The organism is Rhizobium ecuadorense, from assembly GCF_001187535.1.
In the GTDB taxonomy this organism is placed as follows: Bacteria; Pseudomonadota; Alphaproteobacteria; order Rhizobiales; family Rhizobiaceae; genus Rhizobium; species Rhizobium ecuadorense.
Genome location: NZ_LFIO01001075.1, coordinates 195,318 through 214,076 on the forward strand (window position 1 = coordinate 195,318; position 18,759 = coordinate 214,076).

Here is an 18,759-nt window from a genome sequence, read left to right on the forward strand (position 1 = left end):
CGCAAATGCGTATTAAGCTCTTTCGAACCCCCGCGCCACTTCCCAATCGGTAATGCGGCGGTCGTATTCTTCCTGCTCCCATTCGGCCGCGCGGGTATAATGGTCGATCACATCGTCGCCGAAAGCTTTGCGCAGCATTGACGATTCCGTCATTGCGGTCGTTGCCGCACGCAGCGTGCGCGGAATTTCGCGAATATCCTTGCCGCCATAGGCATCGCCGACGAAGGGGGCTTCGAGCTCGAGCTTGTTCTCGATCCCGTCGATGCCGGCGGCAAGCAGCGCGGCGAAGGCGAGATAGGGGTTGAGGTCGGAGCCGCCGACGCGGCATTCGATGCGGATGCCCTTGGTCTCCTCGCCGCAGAGGCGGTAGCCGGCAGTGCGGTTGTCCTTGCTCCAGATCGCCTTGGTCGGCGCAAAGGTGCCGGCCATGAAGCGCTTGTAGGAGTTGATGTAAGGCGCCAGGAAATAGGTGATTTCGCTCGCATGGGCGAGAAGTCCGGCAACGTAATTATGCATCAGCGGCGACATGCCGTATTTGCCGGTGTGATCGAAGAACAGCGGCTTTTCCTCGAGACTCCAGAGCGACTGATGAATATGCGAGGAGCTGCCGGCGGCGTTGTAATTCCATTTGGCGAGGAAGGTGATGGCCTTGCCCTTCGACCAGGCGATCTCCTTGCAGCCGTTCTTGATGATCGCATGCCGGTCGGCCATGGCGAGCGCATCGGCATAACGCACATTGATCTCCTCCTGGCCGGCCGAAGCCTCGCCCTTGGAGTTTTCCACCGGAATGCCGGCGCCCTGCAGCCCAGTGCGGATCGCCCGCATCACTTCTTCTTCCTTGGTGGTCTGGAAGATGTGATAGTCCTCGTTATAGGCGCTGGCGAGCTTGAGGTTGCGGTAGCCGGACGCCTGCGCCGTCTCGTAGCTCTGGTCGAACAGGAAGAATTCGAGTTCGGAGGCCATGTAGGCCTTCATGCCCATGTCTTCGAGGCGCTTCACCTGCTTCTTCAGGATCGCGCGCGGCGAATGGGCAACCTCTTCATGGGTGTGATGGTCGAGCATGTCGCAGAGCACCAACGCCGTGCCGTCGAGCCAGGGAATGCGGCGCAGCGTCGCCAGATCCGGCTTCATCGTATAGTCGCCGTAACCCTTTTCCCAGCTCGTCGCCTTGTAGCCGGAGACCGTCTCCATCTCCATGTCGGTGGCGATCAGATAGTTGCAGCTATGCGTCTCCTTCCAGGCGCTTTCGACGAAATATTCCGCCTGGAAACGTTTGCCCATCAGCCGGCCCTGCATGTCCACCTGGCAGGCCAAAACCGTATCGATGCGCCCTTCGGCAACATCCTTCTTGAGATCGTCGAATGTGTAGCTGCTCATGATTGATCCGCCTGACATTGGAATTGAGAAAATCGGGGCAACGAAATCGCATGCGCTCGGCCGGATTTGGGCCTGATGCCTTTTCGTTGAACCGGTGATGGGGCCGCAGGCTGCGGCCCCGTTTCCTTGCAATATGCCTAACTATTCGCCGGGACGGCGACGGTGCCGGTTTCGCCGACAGCAGCTTCCGCGGCGGCGATTTCGCCCCGTCGTTTGGCGATCATGTCGCCGATCGGCGGGCCCTGGAAGCGACGTTTTTCAACGGCGAACCAGATGATGATCGCCAGCACGATAAAGGCGACGGTTATGCCGAAGACCTTGTCATTCGGCGGCTGGATCGCGATGTAGACGATGAGGATCATGCCGAGCGTCGCGAGAACGCCGACCACCTTGTAGAGGCCGCCGCCGAGATTCCACGGTCCGGGTGCCGGCCACTTCTTGGTACCGTAGGCGAAGATGCCGAGCACGATCGGGAAGAGGAAGGACAGGAAGAGGAAGATCAGCGTCGCGTTGACCACGGTGACATAGAGGCTTGCCTCGCCGACCGAGATAAACAGCGCGCCCCAGACGAACAGGCTTTCGAGAGCCGCACCCGTCCAGATCGCCGCAACCGGCGTGCGGAATTTCGGGCTGACGCTGGCAAGCGTTTTCGAGCCCACCGGAATGCCGCCATCACGCGAGAAGGCAAAGATCATGCGCGAGCAGGACGTAACAGTCGCAAGGCCGCACAGGAACTGCGAGATGAAGATCGCGACGTAAAGCAGCGTCACCAGCCAGGCCGGCATGATGGCGTTGATGGTCATGAAGAACACGCTCCAGCCCTGCTTTGCGCCCGCCGCCATATCGGGAATGGCGATGACGAAGGCCGAAAGCATTACCCAGCCGGCAAGCGACGACCAGATAACCGCGGACACCATCGAACGCGGCACCGACAGCGCTGCCTTCTTGGTTTCCTCAGAGGTGTGAGCGGAGGCGTCGTAGCCGGTGATTGTGTAGATCGGCAGAAGCAGGCCCAGGCCGAAAATATACCACATGCTGTCCGACTGCGGCCAAACCCCGCCGCCGGCATCGCCTGAATAATTGGTGAACGTCCATAGACGCGAGAAGTCATGGGTCGGGGCGAAATAGAAGCAGGCGATCGTCAGCACGGCGGCCGTCACAAGGATCAGCGTCCCCGAAAAATCGGTGAGCTTTGCCGTCAGGCCGATACCGAAATGGTTGATGGCAGCCTGCACGATCGTGAAGAGCACGACCAGAACGACCTGCATGCCGGGCGAGACGACGCCGCTGGCATCGGCGATGCCGAGCTGAGCGCCAAACGTACCGCCGAGGAACAGGGCCGTGCCGATATTGATGGCGCCGAGAACGGTGATGAGGCCGAGCAGGTTCAGCCATGCGGTGAGCCAGCCGGTGAAGCGGGTGCCGAGAATGGAACTCCAGTGATAAAGACCACCGGCCGTCGGATAGGCCGACGAGATCTGCGCCATGCCGAGGGCAAAAAACAGGGAGATGATACAGCCGACCGGCCAGCCGATGCCGATCGCGGCACCGCCGACGCCCGACGTCGCCTGCGCGAGCGAATTGATACCGCCCGAAAGGATGCAGATGATCGAAAACGAAATCGCAAAATTTGAGAACGAGCTCATACGCCGTTCGAGTTCCTGGGCGTAGCCCATCGAGTGCAGGACATGGACGTCCTGCGTCTTATCCTGATCGGTATAGTCAGACATGACTTCCCCCTGTTCACGATCGGCCGCGGGATTGCGGGCCGGTTCAGTGCCAAATTGTCCGCGGCATTTTCGCCGTGCGGACGCTCGCAGTTAGACTGCTCCCTCGGGTCTTCTTTTTGTCAGGCGTCCAGGCTTTGCTGGAGCAACCCTTTTAGATAGTCGGCCATGACCCCTTGGCCGACATCGTCTGTGATGAGGTCGTTGCGGACCTCGATCATTACATTGCGCAAGCCGTTCGAAAGCCCGTGCAGGATCAGCGTGTGGGTCACGCCATCCTCGGGCCCGTAAGGCTGATTGCGTTCCGTCCTGTAAAGCGGCGCTTCGGCCGCAGCCTCCAGCATGCGATCGGCAAACCGGCTGTCCTCGTCGTGCAATATGCCGAGTTCGACGGCGCGTTCGCGGCCATGATAGACCGGCGTGAAGCTGTGCATGGTCACGATAACGCTGTCCTGCCCCCTTGCCCGGCGATCGCGGATCAGCCCGCGAATGGCGTCGTGGAAGGGCACGTAGAGCGCGTCGGTACGGGCAAGACGCTCTTCGGCGGTCAGATCCTTGTTGCCGGGAATGGCGTAAATCTCACTCGTCTCCGGCATGGCGCCGGGCGAACTGGGCGGCCGATTGCAGTCGTAGATCAACCGTGAGAACCGCTGGTAGACGAGCGTCGCGTCGAGGCCGTCCGATATACCGCGCGCGACTGCGAGAGCCCCCGGATCCCAGGCGATGTGGCTCGAAAGCGCTTCGTCAGGCAAGCCAAGATCGCCGAAAGATGCGGGAAGCGTGTTCGAGGCGTGTTCGCAGACGATCAACACCGGGCTCCGGCCGTCGATGCGCTCGATCCCGACGCAGTCGCCGTCCGCTTCGCTGAGGATTTTCGGCCGGGCCAGCACCAAAGGCGCCACTCCTTATCCATTAATAAAATATTTATAGAAAAGAATTCTTCAGGTTTCGGTCAGTGTCAAGCGCCCTCTGAAAATTTCTTTTCATGACAGCAGTTGACATGGATTATGACAGCGTTGTTAACTTTGGTTGGGAAAGTGGCGCCAGACCATCCCGGGGAGCATTGAAGTGACAGTTGCGTCGAAGACGGTTTCGGACGTCATACACTCGCATTTCGGGGTCTTGACGCGTGCCGAGAAACAATTGGCCGAAAGCCTTCTCGACAACTATCCGGTTTCCGGTCTCGGCAGCATCACGACGATCGCCGAGAATGCCGGCGTTTCCACGCCGACCGTCGTGCGCATGGTGCAGAAGCTCGGTTTCAAGGGTTATCCGGACTTTCAGGCGCATCTGCATCTGGAGGTGGAGGCGACGATCTCCAACCCGATCGCCAAGCACGACCGCTGGGCCCAGAACGCGCCTGGCACCCATATCCTCAACCGTTTCGCCGATGCCATCATGGGCAATCTGCGCCAGACATTGACCGATCTCGACACCGCGACCTTCGACAGCGTCGCCTCGCTGCTGTCCGATCGCAAGCGCGGTCTCTATTTTGTCGGCGGCCGCATCACCGGCGCACTTGCCGAGTATTTCTTCACCCACATGCAGGTGATTCGACCGGCGACGACACTGCTGTCGTCGAACTCCAGCAGCTGGCCGCAATATGCCCTCAACATGAATGCCGGCGACATCCTGATCATCTTCGACATCCGCCGCTACGAGCAGGAGATGGTGAGCCTTGCCACTGCCGCCCGCAAACGCGGCGCAGAAATCGTCGTCTTCACCGACCAGTGGAGCTCGCCCGCCGCCAAGCTCGCCCGGCATGCCTTCCGCGTCCGGATCGAGGCGCCATCAGCTTGGGATTCCTCCGTCGTCACCCTCTTCATCGTCGAAGCGCTCATCGAGGCCGTTCAGAATTCCACTTGGGACGAGACGAAGGAGCGCATGAAGACGCTGGAGGGCTTGTTCGAGCAGACCAAACTTTTCCGCAAACCGGGTTAGGAGGGACAAGACAAACAGAGGGGAAACAAGGACGGATTTTCGCGGAAACAGGTAGTGCCGTCGCAAATAAAACACGTGTCGCAAACGCCTGCTATTCATAGCAAAGTTAACGTCATCCAGCCGTCACACAAGCTTCATGTAAGCTGATTAACAGCATCGCCAGACACTGAAAACCCGAAGGAGAACAACAGTGATCTCTAACATTTCTCGACTTCTGTCGCTCTCTACTGCGATGATCGTGGCTTCGACCGCGATTGCCGCCGCCGAGCCGAGCGCTGAACTTATCGCCGCCGCCAAGAAGGAAGGCACGCTGACGACGATCGCTCTTCCGCACGACTGGTGCGGCTATGGCGACGTCATTGCCGGCTTCAAGGCCAAGTATGGTCTCGAGGTCAACGAACTGAACCCGGATGCGGGTTCGGGTGATGAAGTCGAAGCCATCAAGGCCAACAAGGGCAATACCGGCCCGCAGGCGCCTGACGTCATCGACGTCGGCCTCTCCTTCGGTCCGTCCGCCAAGAAGGACGGACTGATTCAGCCTTACAAGGTTTCCACCTGGGACTCGATCCCGGATACGGCCAAGGATCCCGAAGGCTATTGGTATGGCGACTATTACGGCGTTCTCTCGTTCCTCGTGAACAAGGATCTCGTCAAGGAATCGCCGGTCGACTGGGCCGACCTGAAGAAGAGCGACTACGCAAACACCGTCGCTCTCGCAGGCGATCCGCGCACCGCCAACCAGGCTGTCCAGGGCGTTTATGCCGCTGGTCTTTCCGCATCCGGCGGTGACGCGGCCAAGGCAGGCGAAGAAGGCCTGAAGTTCTTTGCCGAACTCAACAAGGCCGGCAATTTCGTGCCTGTCGTCGGCAAGGCGGCTCCGTTCGCTCAGGGCTCAACGCCGATCATCGTTGCTTGGGACTACAACGCCCTGTCCTGGGGCCAGAGCCTCAAGGGCAATCCTCCGTTCGAGGTTGTCGTTCCGAAAACGGGCGTCGTTGCCGGTGTCTACGTCCAGGCGATTTCCGCCTTCGCTCCGCATCCGAACGCTGCCAAGCTCTGGATGGAATACCTCTATTCCGACGAAGGTCAGCTCGGCTGGCTGAAGGGCTATTGCCACCCGATCCGCTTCAACGATCTTGCCAAGAACAACAAGATCCCGAAGGACCTCCTCGACAAGCTGCCGCCGGCAGCAGCCTATGAAAAGGCCGTCTTCCCGACGCTCGAAGAGCAGGCCGCCGGCAAGGAAGCCATCACCAAGAACTGGGATTCCGTCGTCGGCGCCAGCGTCAAGTAATATCCGATCCTGCCTCCCCGCCGCAAAGGCGGGGAGGTTCTCTCACTCCGACGCCCCAGGATAAGCCTTTTCCATGAGCACGGTTTCAACGCCTATGGTGAGCAGCGCCCCCTTGATCAACAGAGATCGCGTGATCGACTGGCTGGGCATTGCACCCTTCATTATCTTCTCCCTGCTGTTCCTGATCATCCCCACGCTTTATCTTGTGGCGGGCGCGTTCCTGACCCCCGAGGGCGACCTCACGCTGAAGAATATCGGCGATCTCTTTACCCCCTCGATCATCAGCGCCTACTGGATCAGTATCCGCGTCTCGGTGGCGTCGGCTCTCGGCGGTGCGTTGATCGGTTTCTTTCTCGCCTGGGCCGTCGTGCTCGGTGGCCTGCCCGCCTCCGTCCGCTCGACGCTTCTGACCTTCTCCGGCGTCGCCTCGAATTTCGCCGGCGTCCCGCTCGCCTTCGCCTTTCTGGCAACGCTCGGCCGCACCGGCCTCGTGACAGTTTTCCTGCGCGAATGGTTCGATTTCAACCTTTACAGCACCGGTTTCAACCTGCTGTCCTTCCTCGGCCTCACCATCACCTACATGTATTTCCAGATCCCGCTGATGGTGCTGATCCTGACGCCTGCGCTCGACGGCATGAAGAAGGAATGGCGCGAAGCCTCGCAAATCCTCGGCGCCACCAACCGCCAGTACTGGACGATGGTTGCGCTGCCGATCCTCTGGCCGAGCCTGCTCGGCACGACGCTGCTGCTCTTCGCCAATGCCTTCGGCGCCATCGCCACCGCCTTCGCCCTGACCGGCAGCTCGCTGAACATCGTGCCGATCCTGCTTTATGCGCAGATCCGCGGCGACGTTCTGCACAATGCCAACCTCGGTTACGCCATCGCGCTCGGAATGATCGTCATAACCGGCGTCTCCAATGTCCTGTACCTCATGCTGCGCATGCGCGCCGAACGGTGGCAGAAATGAAAGCGCAACGTCTCGGAGCCTGGATCGCCATCATCCTGGGCGCGTCCTATTTCATCATTCCGCTAATCGGTACCATTGAATTTTCGCTGCGCATGCGCCGCGGTGAATACAGCCTCGATGCCTATCAGTCGGTCTTCTCAGATGCCCAGTTCCGCGAGACCTTCGGCTATTCCATGATGATGGCGCTTCTGACCATCGTCTTCGGCATGCTGCTCGTCGTGCCGACGGCCTACTGGGTGCGGCTGCGGCTGCCGCAGATGCGCCCGGTCGTCGAATTCATCACGCTGCTGCCGCTGGTCATTCCGGCAATCGTCATCGTCTTCGGTTATCTCAGGATGTACAATTCGTCTTCCTACCTGCCGCTGACGGGTTCGACGACCGGCACCAACATCCTGCTGGTTTTCTCCTACATCACCCTGTCTCTGCCCTATATGTACCGCGCCGTCGATACCGCCATGCGCGCCATCGACGTCCGCACCCTGACGGAAGCGGCCGAGAGCCTCGGCGCTCGCTGGACGACGATCATGTTCAGGTGCATTTTCCCGAACGTCATGAGCGGCGTGCTGTCGGGCGCCTTCATCACGCTGGCGATCGTCATGGGCGAATTCACCTTCGCCGCCCTGCTCAACCGCCCGGCCTTCGGCCCCTACCTGCAGCTTGTCGGCGCCAACAAGGCCTATGAGCCATCGGCACTCGCCGTCATCGCCTTCTCGATCACCTGGCTCAGCATGGGCCTGCTCAACCTCGTTTCCCGCTTCGGCAAAGCCCGCCCGGCAAAGGCTTAAGGTAACTGGCTCATGTCCTTTCTCACACTGAACAACATTCAAAAATCCTTCGGCCCGGTGCAGGTCGTCAAAAACTTCAACATGAATATCGAGAAGGGGGAGTTCATCTCCTTTCTCGGGCCATCGGGCTGCGGCAAGACGACCGTTCTGCGCATGATTGCCGGCTTCGAAACCCCGACCGGCGGCACGCTGACCATCAACGGCAAGGACCAGAGCGCGCTGAAGCCGAACCAGCGCAACATCGGCATGGTCTTCCAGGCCTATGCGCTGTTTCCCAACATGACGGTGCACGACAATGTCGCCTTCGGCCTCAAGGTCGCCGGTGCCCCAAAGCCTGAGATCGATGCCCGCGTCAAGGAAATGCTCGGCTTGATCAAGCTCGATCACCTGGCCGACCGGTTCCCCTACCAGCTGTCGGGCGGCCAGCAGCAGCGTGTCGCGCTTGCCCGCGCGCTCGCCGTCAAGCCGCAGGTGCTGCTGCTCGACGAGCCGCTGTCGGCACTCGACGCCAAGATCCGCGTGTCGCTGCGCGAGGAAATCCGCGCGATCCAGCAGCAGCTCGGTATTACCACGGTTTTCGTCACCCACGACCAGGAAGAGGCGCTGTCGATCTCCGACCGCATCGTCGTCATGAATGCCGGCAAGGCCGACCAGATCGGTTCGCCCTTCGAGATCTACAACACGCCGGCAACGCGCTTCGTCGCCTCGTTCGTCGGCACGCTGAACCTCATCGAAGCCAAGGTCGTCGATCCCGACGCCAACCGCATCCAGATCGGCGATCAGGCCATCACGCTGAAGCAGTCGGTCGCAGCCCACAATGCCGGCGAGACAATCTCGCTGGCGCTGCGCCCTGAAGCAGGCTCGCTCTCCGACAGCGTCAGAAGCGATACCGCGCTCACCGGTCAGGTCGTCTCGGCCCACTTCCTGGGGTCGGTCATCCGCACCCGCATGAACGTCGGCGGCAACGTCATCTCCTTCGACATGTTCAATAGCCCAGGCGTCACCCCGCCTCAGGCCGGAGAAACCGTGACGCTGCGCTTCATGGCGGCCGATTTGCTGGTCATCCGCGACTGAGTTTGACAAGCCACTCATGCAAAAGGCGCCGTAAAACGGCGCCTTTTGCATTACTTAACGGCATCCCCGTCTCTTTAGAGATCCATGGGCCAAGTGTCGGAGAGGCGATAGCCGGCCTGGAACGGATCGGCCGGATCGACCATGAGCTGCTTCGTGCCGATGACCCATGCACGACCCGAGATGATCGGGATGATGCCGGGCTTGCCGTTGATGTCGACTTCGCTATCGATGCTGCAGTGGAACTCCGTGTCCAGCAGCGAGGTGCCTACGAATTTTTCGCCCGCCTTCATCTGACCCTTGGCGTGAAGCACGGCCATGCGCGCCGAACATCCCGTGCCGCAGGGAGAACGGTCTATTTTGCCCGGACGGATGGCGACCGCGTTCTTGCCCCAGAACACGCCATCCCTCTTTTCGACCGGATCGGTGATCTGGCAGAAGGAGATGTGGCCCCAATCATTGCCGGGGTGCTTGAAGCCGAGTTGCTCGTTGGCGGCTTCGGTGATCTTGACTCCCATGCGGGCGATATCGCGCGCGTGATCCGGTCGAAGGCTGAGCCCGATCGAAGCCGCGTCGACGATGACGAAGCTGTCGCCGCCATAGGCCGTGTCGACCGTGACCGCGCCGATACCTTCGACCTCAATCCTGGCATCGAGCTTGTCGGCAAAGGAAGGGACGTTACGGACGCGGATGCGTTCGGCCTTGCCGTTGCGGCACTCGGCCTCGACCTCGATCAGGCCGCCCGGCGGCTCGAGGATCATGCGGGTGATGGGTTCCTGCATCGGAATGATGCCCGTATCGAGCAGCACGGTCGACACGCACATGGAGTTTGAACCGGACATCGGAGGCGTGTCGGCCGGCTCCATGATGATCCAGCCCATTTGCGCCTTGGGGTTCTTCGGCGGGACAAGCAGGTTGACGTGGCGGAACACGCCACCGCGAGGTTCGTTCAATACGAAATTTCTCAGCGTCTCATCCTCGGCAATCCAGCGCGACTGCTCCCACACCGTCGCGCCGGGAGGCGGCGCGACGCCGCCAACGATGACGTCGCCGACCTCACCTTCCGCATGGCAGCTGACGATATGCACGATCTTGGATGTACGCATTTGATGTTCCCGCACCTGTTCTTCGAAGCTGGAGCAGTCCGACAAAACCGTACAGCAATCTTGCGGCCGAAATTGCAGGAAAGCAAAGCTGGGGACGCCACACTCTTCAGCTTAAAATAACGTATACGATCTACGATATCGGAGTCAAGTGAGAGCCGCCTCAGGGCGACGCGGAACGCGAGCAGAAAGGAAATTGTTCTGCGGTAAGCAGCGGCGACGATATTCCGGCGGCGCAGCGAAGGTATGATCCTGACCATCACCGGCCAGGTCGTCTCGGCCCATTTCCTGGAGTCGGTCATCCGCACCCGCATGAACGTCGGCGGCAACGTCATCTCCTTCGACATGTTCAATAGCCCGGCGTCCACCCCGCCGCAGGCCGGCGAAACGGTGACCCTGCGGCTCATGGCGGCCGATCTTCTGGTCATCCGCGACTAAGTTTGACAAGCCACTCATGAAAAAGGCGCCAAAAACGGCGCCTTTTTCAGTTCGATCGGCCGAACTGTCAGCAAATGTGATGCAGCCATCACTACAATGCGCTTGAACTCTCCCAGCTCGGTGCCAGAACGTGAGCAGGGCAGCCGTCCGCCCGGTATTTTACGCGATGGGATATGTCAATGATTACCTGCCACCTGCGTTATGTGATCGATCCGTACAAGCTTGCCGAATTCGAGGAATATGCCCGGCTCTGGATTCCGATCGTCAACAGGATGGGCGGCACCCATCACGGTTATTTCCTGCCATCCGAAGGCGCCAACAACATTGCCATTGCGCTGTTTTCATTCCCGAGCCTTGCCGCCTACGAGGACTATCGCACACGGATGGCAAGCGATCCGGAATGTCAGGCCGCTTTCGAACTCGACAAACGCAACCGCAGTATCGTCAGCTATGAACGGAGTTTCATGCGACCCGTCCTCGGCTGATCGAGCCCGCGCGCCGACTGAAAGCGAAAAGCCCCGCGCGCTGGCAGGGCTTTTCCTTCTGTCATGCGCTCAGCGGATTGCCTGGTCGTCCACGTCGAAGCGGTGGACACGGGTCTGATCCGGCGTCGCATAAACGATTTCATCAGGTTCATATTGGTGTTCGCCGAACAGACGTGCCGTCAGCAGGCCGCATTGGTCGGATTCCAGATAGATGATCGTGTCGGCGCCGAGATGTTCGACATGTACGACCTTCGCCGCCCAGGTTCCCTGTTCGCGCGACAGCGTCATATGTTCGGGACGCACGCCGATCGTCTTGGCGCTGTGGTCGCCGACCTTCTCGGCCGCGATGAAATTCATCTGCGGCGAACCGATGAAGCCGGCGACGAAGACATTGGCGGGACGGTTGTAAAGTTCCATCGGCGAGCCGATCTGCTCGATCGCGCCGGCATTCAGCACCACGATCTTGTCGGCGAGCGTCATCGCCTCGACCTGGTCGTGGGTGACATAGATCATCGTCGCCTTCAGGCTGCGGTGCAGCCGGGCGATTTCGAGGCGGGTCTGGACACGCAGCGCCGCATCGAGGTTCGACAGCGGTTCGTCGAACAGGAAGAGTTCCGGCTCGCGCACGATGGCGCGGCCGATCGCGACGCGCTGGCGCTGGCCACCTGATAGTTCGGCCGGCCGTCGCGCCAGATAGGGAGCCAGCGACAGCATGCCCGATGCCTTGCCGACTCGGCTGTCGATCTCGTCTTTGGCGGTGCCGGCCTGCTTGAGGCCGAGCCCCATATTGTCCTTGACCGTCAGGTGCGGATAGAGCGCATAGGACTGGAACACCATGGCGATGCCGCGCTTGGCCGGCGGCGTCAGTGTCTCGTCGCGGCCGTTGATGACGACGGCGCCCGAGGTAACGTCCTCGAGGCCGGCAATGCTGCGCAACAGCGTCGACTTCCCGCAGCCCGACGGCCCGACGAAAATGACGAATTCGCCATCCCTCACCTCGAGGTCGATGCCTTTCAGCACCTCATGCGTGCCATAGGTCTTGCGGATGGATTTGAGTTGAAGCGATCCCACTGATTTTTCCTTACAATCTGATCGGCTGGCCGGTACGCACGCTTTCGTCGGCGGCAAGGCAGATGCGCAGCGACGCCACCGCATCCGCCATATGGCGATCGAGGTCGAGATCCTCGCGGATCGCCCTCAGCACGAAGGCCTGTTCCAGGTCGCAAAGTTCCTGATGACCGGGCTCGCCCGTCATCGTCATGTCCTGGTCGGGCCGGATGAATTTGCCGTCCGGGCCGGTCTCCGCCGTATGCAGACGGATCACCGAAGTCTTGGTGTGCGTATCGATATCATCGGACTTGGCGTTCGGATCCATGACGATCGACACCGCGCCCTTCGGCGACATCACATCCTTCACGAAGAAGGCGGTCTCCGAAATCATCGGTCCCCAGCCGGCCTCGTACCAGCCGACCGAACCATCCTCGAAGAGCACCTGCAGCTGGCCGTAATTATACATGTCGGCGGCAATCTCGTCGGACAGCCGCAGCCCCATGCCGCGCACCTCGACGGCTCTCGCATCGGTGATCTGGCACATGACGTCGACATAATGCACGCCGCAATCGACGATCGGCGAGGTCGTGCGCATCAGCGACTTGTGCGTCGCCCAGGTCGGGCCGCTGGATTGCTGGTTGAGGTTCATGCGGAAGACATAAGGCGGGCCGAGTTTGCGCGCCTCTTCGATCAGCCTCGTCCAGGACGGGTGATGGCGAAGGATATAACCGATCACCAGCTTGCGCCCCGCCTTTTTCGCTGCCGCAACAACCCGCTCGGCATCGGCGACGGTGGTCGCCAGCGGCTTTTCGACGAAAACGTCGCAGCCGGCCTCGAAGGCGGCGACCGCAAAATCGGCATGGCTGTCGGAATAAGTATTGATCGAGCAGAGATCCGGCTTCAGCTCGGCGAGCGCCGTCGTGAAGTCGGGATGGATCTTGTAACCCTGCAGCTCGGGCTCCAGCTTCGGCGTTGAACGATTGACGAGACCGACAATCTCGAAGCTCGGATTGTTGTGATAGGCGAGCGCATGGCTGCGGCCCATATTGCCGAGGCCGGCAACGAGGACGCGGATCGGTTTATCCTGGCTCATTTGACGGCTCCTGACGTGATGCCGCGGATCAGCTGCCGCGAGAAGATGACGTAGAGGATGAGGATCGGCAGGATCGCCAGCGACAGCGCCGCCAGCACCGCATTCCAGTTGGTGACGAACTGGCCGATGAAGATCTGCGAGCCGAGCGTCACCGTCTTGGTGGCCTCGGAGGGCGCGAGGATCAGCGGGAACCAGAGATCGTTCCAGATCGGGATCATGGTGAAGACGGCGACTGTCGCCATGGCGGGGCGCACCAGCGGCAGCACCAGGCGGAAGAAGATCGCATATTCGGAAAGTCCGTCGATGCGCCCGGCATTCTTGAGATCGTCCGAAACCGTGCGCATGAATTCCGACAGGATGAAAATCGCCAGCGGTATGCCCTGCGCGGTATAGACGAGGATCAGCGCCGTCAGCGTGTTGACGAGACCGGCCGCCACCATGCCCTGCAGGATCGCCACCGTGCCGAGACGGATCGGGATCATGATGCCGATCGCCATATAGAGCCCGAGCAGCGTATTCCCGCGGAAGCGGTATTCCGAGAGCGCGAAGGCCGCCATCGCTCCGAACAGCAGCACCAGCAGGATCGAGACGATCGTGACGATGAAGCTGTTCTGGAAATAGGTGGCGAAATCGCCCTGCCCCAGCACCGTCTGGTAGCCGACGAGGCTGAAGGTCGACGGCGTCGGCACCATCAGCGGCTCGCGGAAGATCGAGGCGCGATCCTTGAACGAGTTGACCACGGTCAGGAAAACCGGAAACAGCGCGACCAGCGTATAGGCGCCGAGCGCCAGATGCACGAGGCCGGTGCGGATGGGAGATGTGCGTGCCTTGGACATGCGCGCTCCTCAGAACTGGTAGCGACGCATGCGCCGCTGGATGACGAAGAGATAAAGCGAGACGCCGGCGAGGATGATGAGGAACATCACCGTGGCGATCGTCGCGCCCATCGAGCGGTCGCCGAGTTGCAGCTGGAAACCGAAGAAGGTGCGGTAGAGCAGCGTGCCGAGAATGTCGGTCGACATGTCAGGCCCGGCGAGCGCCCCCTGCACGGTGTAGATCAGGTCGAAGGCATTGAAATTGCCGACGAAGGTCAGGATCGAGATGATGCCGATCGCCGGCAGGATGAGCGGCAGCTTGATCTTCCAGAACTGGGCCCAGCCGGTGATGCCGTCGCATTCTGCCGCCTCGATCACCTCTTCGGGAATGCTGAGCAGCGCCGCATAGATCAGCATCATCGGAATGCCGATATATTGCCAGTTGGAGATCAGCGACACGGCGATCAGCGCCGAGCCGGGCTTGCCGAGCCAGGGCGCGAACAGGAATTTCAACCCGATGAGATCGAGCATCCAGGGCGCCACACCCCAGATGGGCGAAAGGATCAGTTTCCAGATGAAGCCGACGATGACGAAAGAAAGCAGCGTTGGCAGGAATATCGCCGTGCGGTAAAAGGCGACGCCGCGCAGCTTCGGCACCGAAAGCAGGGCGGCAAGCGCAATACCGATCGGGTTTTGTACGCACATGTGGATGGCGAAGAAGATCAGGTTGTTGACCAGCGCGTTCCAGAAATCATGCGCCCAGCGCGGGTCGCCGAACAGCACCTTGAAATTCGCAAAGCCTACGAAGGCCGGCTGACCGTCGACAATATTGTAGAGCGAAAGCCTGAGCGTCTCGATCAGCGGCAGCACCATGACGGCGGAATAGACGATTACCGCCGGCAGCATGAAAACGAAGATGTGCCAGCGTACCGGGCGCTTGATCGGGACGATATCGGCCGCGTTGTCGGTTGAACTCATGGCTTTTGCCTGTTCTAGTCACTTGCGTGCACAGGTGGAAAACGTTGCGCCTCACCCGAACTCTCTGCCACCTGGGAAGAGAGGCAACGCCCTGCTGGGATGCCATCGGACCGAGAGGTCGCTGCGAGTCTCCTTCTCCCCGCGAGCGGGGAGAAGGTGGCCGGCAGGCCGGATGAGGGGCAGCACACGCCGCCCCTCATCACATCACTTCGCCGGCTTGTACCAGCTGTCGAGACCCTTCTGGAGCTTTTCGGCAGCGACCTGCGGCGTATCGGTGCCGTTGATCACGTTGGCCGATTCCACCCAGGTCTCGTTTTCGAGATTCGGCGTGCCGCGCGACAGGATCTGATAGGTCGAGCGCACGGTCGACTTGTACGGGCCGCGCCAGGAAACGAATTCCTGAGCAAGCGGATCGGACATCTTGACCGGGTTGGAGTTCAGGCTGAAGAAGCCCGGCAGCGCGTTAGCGTAGATATCGGCAAACTCGGGCGAAGCGACCCAGCTGAGGAATTTCTTGGCTTCCTCGGCATGCGTGCTCTTCGCGTTCAGGGCGACGCCGATATCGGGATGGTCGGAGATGTAGCCCGTGTCGCCGGCCTTCGGAACCGGCGGCGGGAAGGCGCCCATCTTGAACTGCGCCTGCGTGTTGAAGAGCGCGATTTCCCAGGAACCGGCCGGATAGATCGCGGCGCGGCCGAGCGTGAAGAGGTTCTGGCTGTCCGAATAGGTCTGGGCTTCGAAACCGTCGCCGAGATAAGGCTTCCACTTGGCAAGCTCCTCGTAGGGCTTGACCCAGTCGGCATCCGTCAGCTTCTGCTTGCCGGAGATCAGGGCGGCGCGGCCGTCCTCACCCTTCCAGTAGTTCGGGCCGATGTTCTGGTAGCCCATGGTGGCGGCTTCCCAGAGATCCTTCGTACCCATGGCGAGCGGGATATAGGTCCCGTCGGCTTTGATCTTGTCGAGCGCCGCGTAGAATTCGTCCTGCGTCTTCGGCACGGAGATGCCGAGCTTGTCGAAGGCATCCTTGTTGTAGATGAAGCCGTGGATGACCGAAGCCATCGGCACGCAGAAGGTCGACTTGCCGTCGTCTGTCGTCCAGGCGGCCTTGGCGACCGGCGAGAAGTTCTCCATACCCGGCAGGCTGGTGATGTCGACGAGCTGCTTCTTGTTGAAGAGTTCGAGCGAAGCGTCGAACGGACGGCAGGTGATGATGTCGCCAGCGGAACCGGCATCGAGCTTGGCGTTCAGCGACGCGTTGTATTCGGTCGGCGCGGTCGGCGAGAAGACGATCTTGATGCCCGGGTTCTTGGCTTCGAAGGCCGGGATGATCTTTTCCTGCCAGATCTGCAGGTCGTCGTTACGCCAGCTTTCCACAGTCAGCGTGACGTCGGCGGCATGGACGAGACCTGCCGACGTCAGCAGACTGGAGGCAAGCAGAAAGCTTTTCAGAGCAGTGTTTTTCATTTCCCTCTCCTGTGTTTTGAGCGCCACAAGGCGCTGTTTTCGATCTGAAACAAGCGTTGGCGTGCCTGAGGAAACACCCAATGCCCCTTGGAGGACCGCCAGCGGCTGCCGGTCCCGAAAGCTCGATGACCGCGAAGGCAGATTGCCTGCGGCCGGGCCGCCTCCCGGTGACGTGCATCGGGCGCGGCAAACGATGGAAAGGCCGATGGATACCTGAACTTCACCCCCAGCCTGACGGGCCGGCGGGCTGTTTCTCGATCATCCTCGAAGCGGCTCCGGCTTGGCTTGGCTGCCGGTTTTCGTGGGCCTCGATGCGCTGTTCCCTTTTGCCGAATTAAGGCCAAAAAAATACCAATTGTCCAGCCGATTTTAACTTTTTAGCCTCCGAAAATTCATTTAAAAATTTTATTTAACAAAATCAATATGATAAAAAGATTGATTTTCTCCGTCATTCTTACTTGGTAAATGGTATTTTTTTGGTATTGTAATAAAAACCATGGGGAACGGCGTATTCGGAGGCCCGATGACAGAGCTTGCAATCGGCATAGACGGCGGCGGAACGAGCTGCCGGGCAGCGGTCGCGGATAGAAACGGCAACATCATCGGCCGCGGCAAATCAGGCCCTGCCAACATCCTGTCGGATCTGGAAAACTCGCTTCTCAACATCGTCGAATCCGCCCGACAGGCGCTGCGCGATGCGGGGCTCGATGCTGAAGCCGTTTCCTCCGTTGCCTCAGTCGTCGGCGTCGCCGGCGCCAATGTCGGCGATAACGGCCAGCGAATCGAAAAGGCCCTGCCCTTTGCCGAAGGCCTAGTTGTCACCGATGCGCTGATTGCCCTGCAGGGCGCACTCGGCGATGCCGACGGCATCGTCGGCGCCTTCGGCACCGGCTCGGTCTATAATGCCCGCAGGAACGGCCGGCTGAACGGCATCGGCGGCTGGGGCTTTATCGTCGGCGACCAGGCAAGCGGCGCCCGCCTCGGCCGCGACCTGATGGAGCGATCGCTGCTCGCCCATGACGGCGTACGCCCGGCTTCATCAATCACCGAAGCGATCCTGGCCGAATACGGCAACGATCCTGAACGCATCGTTGAATTTGCCCATTCGGCAAGACCGACGGATTTTGCCCGCTACGCGCCTGTCGTCTTCGAACATGCGGCCAAGGGTGATGCTGTCGCGGCCGGCATTGTCAGGGATGCGGCAACGGCGATCGGCGAAAGCCTTGACGCGCTGCTCTGGCCGGAATGCCCGTCGATCTGCCTGCTCGGCGGGCTTGCGGAAGCCTATGCGCCGTGGCTTTCCGAACGCTATAACTCACGACTCGTCAGGCCGAAGGGCGATGCGCTACAGGGTGCAGTCGAACTTGCGGTGAAACTCCTCAACAACGGGCAGAGAGGTGCGGCATGACCGACGACCTCGCCGCTCTCCTTTCCCTGCAGCGCCTGCAGGCGGCCGGCACCGGCCCGCTCTACGTCAAGCTGCGCCGCACACTCGAGGAAGCCGTGCGCACCGGCACGCTCGGCCATGGCGATGCGCTGCCGCCGGAACGCGACATCGCCGAATTTGCCGCTGTCAGCCGGGTTACCGTGCGCAAAGCGATCGACGAACTCGTTGCCGACGGCCTGCTGGTACGCCGCCATGGTTCCGGCACCTTCGTCGCCAAACCGGTCTCGAGGGTCGAGCAGCGCCTGTCGCAGCTCACCTCCTTCACCGAGGATATGGCGCGCCGCGGCATGTCCTCCCGCTCCGAGTGGCTGCACAAGGGCGTCCACACCCCCTCGCCTGACGAGATGATGATTCTCGGCCTTGGCACTGACGTGAAGGTTTCGCGCCTCTCGCGCCTGCGCATTGCCGACGACCAGCCGCTGGCAATCGAGAACGCCAGCGTCTCCGGCGAATTCCTGCCCGATCCCTCAGTCGTCACCAATTCGCTTTACGCCGAACTCGAACGCCTCCAGGTCCGCCCCGTGCGCGCCGTGCAGCGCATCTCGGCGACCAATATGAAGGAAGCCGACGCCCAGCTTCTCGGCGTCTCCGTCGGCGCCGCCGGATTGTCGATCGAGCGCATCTCCTATCTCGGCTCCGGCCGCGCCGTCGAATTCACCCGCTCGCTCTATCGCGGCGACGCCTATGATTTCGTCGCGGAGTTGACGATCGGGGTGACCTGAGC

At 60.8% G+C, this 18,759-nt stretch carries 17 protein-coding genes and 1 pseudogene; 9 read left to right on the forward strand and 9 right to left on the reverse strand.

Annotated features, from left to right (window positions below):
• Positions 1–12: 12 nt before the first annotated feature.
• From AF337_RS21340 to AF337_RS21350, 3 genes are all read right to left on the reverse strand, one after another.
• Entirely contained in the window at positions 13–1,377 is a 1,365-nt protein-coding gene (locus AF337_RS21340) for a glutamine synthetase family protein (RefSeq protein WP_049733679.1), read from the reverse strand.
• A 137-nt stretch (positions 1,378–1,514) separates the two neighbouring features.
• Entirely contained in the window at positions 1,515–3,107 is a 1,593-nt protein-coding gene (locus tag AF337_RS21345) for an amino acid permease (protein ID WP_049733680.1), read from the reverse strand.
• Positions 3,108–3,226: 119 nt separating this feature from the next.
• Positions 3,227–3,997: an N-formylglutamate amidohydrolase gene (locus AF337_RS21350; protein ID WP_049733681.1), complete on the reverse strand. Its 771-nt coding sequence runs from the start codon at positions 3,995–3,997 to the stop codon at positions 3,227–3,229.
• 175 nt (positions 3,998–4,172) lie between these two features.
• Between AF337_RS21350 and AF337_RS21355 the strand changes: the two genes are divergently transcribed.
• The 5 genes from AF337_RS21355 (at position 4,173) to AF337_RS21375 (ending at position 9,165) form a co-directional block, all read left to right on the forward strand.
• Entirely contained in the window at positions 4,173–5,045 is an 873-nt protein-coding gene (locus tag AF337_RS21355) for a MurR/RpiR family transcriptional regulator (RefSeq protein WP_049733682.1), read from the forward strand.
• 190 nt (positions 5,046–5,235) lie between these two features.
• Positions 5,236–6,339 (forward strand): ABC transporter substrate-binding protein, encoded by a 1,104-nt coding sequence (locus AF337_RS21360; RefSeq protein ID WP_049733683.1) that lies wholly within the window; start codon positions 5,236–5,238, stop codon positions 6,337–6,339.
• A 73-nt stretch (positions 6,340–6,412) separates the two neighbouring features.
• A complete protein-coding gene (locus AF337_RS21365; RefSeq protein WP_049733684.1) occupies positions 6,413–7,306 on the forward strand; it encodes an ABC transporter permease in 894 nt (297 codons plus the stop codon).
• Positions 7,303–8,091 carry an ABC transporter permease gene (locus tag AF337_RS21370; protein WP_003593296.1) on the forward strand — a complete coding sequence of 263 codons (789 nt, stop codon included), beginning with the start codon at positions 7,303–7,305 and terminating at the stop codon, positions 8,089–8,091. The genes AF337_RS21365 and AF337_RS21370 overlap by 4 nt, the downstream gene beginning before the upstream one ends.
• A gap of 12 nt (positions 8,092–8,103) precedes the next feature.
• Complete coding sequence (locus AF337_RS21375; RefSeq protein ID WP_049733685.1) at positions 8,104–9,165, forward strand: ABC transporter ATP-binding protein; 1,062 nt, start codon at positions 8,104–8,106, stop codon at positions 9,163–9,165.
• Between the two features lie 74 nt (positions 9,166–9,239).
• Here AF337_RS21375 and AF337_RS21380 read toward each other — a convergent pair whose 3' ends face one another.
• Positions 9,240–10,268 carry a trans-3-hydroxy-L-proline dehydratase gene (locus tag AF337_RS21380; RefSeq protein ID WP_049733686.1) on the reverse strand — a complete coding sequence of 343 codons (1,029 nt, stop codon included), beginning with the start codon at positions 10,266–10,268 and terminating at the stop codon, positions 9,240–9,242.
• A 255-nt stretch (positions 10,269–10,523) separates the two neighbouring features.
• Here AF337_RS21380 and AF337_RS21385 point away from each other — a divergent pair.
• Both AF337_RS21385 and AF337_RS21390 read left to right on the forward strand, forming a co-directional pair.
• Positions 10,524–10,703 (forward strand): annotated as a pseudogene (locus tag AF337_RS21385) (TOBE domain-containing protein); the annotation flags it as partial.
• A 179-nt stretch (positions 10,704–10,882) separates the two neighbouring features.
• Positions 10,883–11,188, forward strand: coding sequence for an NIPSNAP family protein (locus AF337_RS21390; protein WP_020050879.1), 306 nt, complete (start codon positions 10,883–10,885; stop codon positions 11,186–11,188).
• Positions 11,189–11,257: 69 nt separating this feature from the next.
• On the opposite strand, the gene AF337_RS21395 is transcribed toward AF337_RS21390, so the two are convergent.
• The 5 genes from AF337_RS21395 to AF337_RS21415 form a co-directional block, all read right to left on the reverse strand.
• The gene (locus AF337_RS21395; protein WP_049733688.1) at positions 11,258–12,259 is read right to left on the reverse strand and encodes an ABC transporter ATP-binding protein; all 1,002 of its coding nucleotides are present in this window, start codon (positions 12,257–12,259) and stop codon (positions 11,258–11,260) included.
• A gap of 10 nt (positions 12,260–12,269) precedes the next feature.
• Positions 12,270–13,331, reverse strand: coding sequence for a Gfo/Idh/MocA family protein (locus AF337_RS21400; RefSeq protein WP_049733689.1), 1,062 nt, complete (start codon positions 13,329–13,331; stop codon positions 12,270–12,272).
• On the reverse strand, positions 13,328–14,167 hold the full coding sequence (locus tag AF337_RS21405; RefSeq protein WP_049733690.1) for a carbohydrate ABC transporter permease: 840 nt from the start codon (positions 14,165–14,167) through the stop codon (positions 13,328–13,330). Before AF337_RS21405 ends, AF337_RS21400 begins: the two co-directional genes overlap by 4 nt.
• A gap of 9 nt (positions 14,168–14,176) precedes the next feature.
• On the reverse strand, positions 14,177–15,124 hold the full coding sequence (locus AF337_RS21410) for a carbohydrate ABC transporter permease (RefSeq protein ID WP_049733691.1): 948 nt from the start codon (positions 15,122–15,124) through the stop codon (positions 14,177–14,179).
• 204 nt (positions 15,125–15,328) lie between these two features.
• Positions 15,329–16,588, reverse strand: a complete 1,260-nt coding sequence (locus AF337_RS21415; RefSeq protein WP_049733692.1) for an ABC transporter substrate-binding protein — start codon at positions 16,586–16,588, stop codon at positions 15,329–15,331.
• A gap of 523 nt (positions 16,589–17,111) precedes the next feature.
• On the opposite strand from AF337_RS21415, the gene AF337_RS21420 reads away from it, so the two are divergent.
• Positions 17,112–17,996, forward strand: coding sequence for a glucosamine kinase nucleotide-binding domain-containing protein (locus AF337_RS21420; RefSeq protein ID WP_049733693.1), 885 nt, complete (start codon positions 17,112–17,114; stop codon positions 17,994–17,996).
• Positions 17,993–18,757, forward strand: coding sequence for a GntR family transcriptional regulator (locus AF337_RS21425; RefSeq protein WP_049733694.1), 765 nt, complete (start codon positions 17,993–17,995; stop codon positions 18,755–18,757). The genes AF337_RS21420 and AF337_RS21425 overlap by 4 nt, the downstream gene beginning before the upstream one ends.
• The last annotated feature ends 2 nt before the right edge of the window (positions 18,758–18,759 follow it).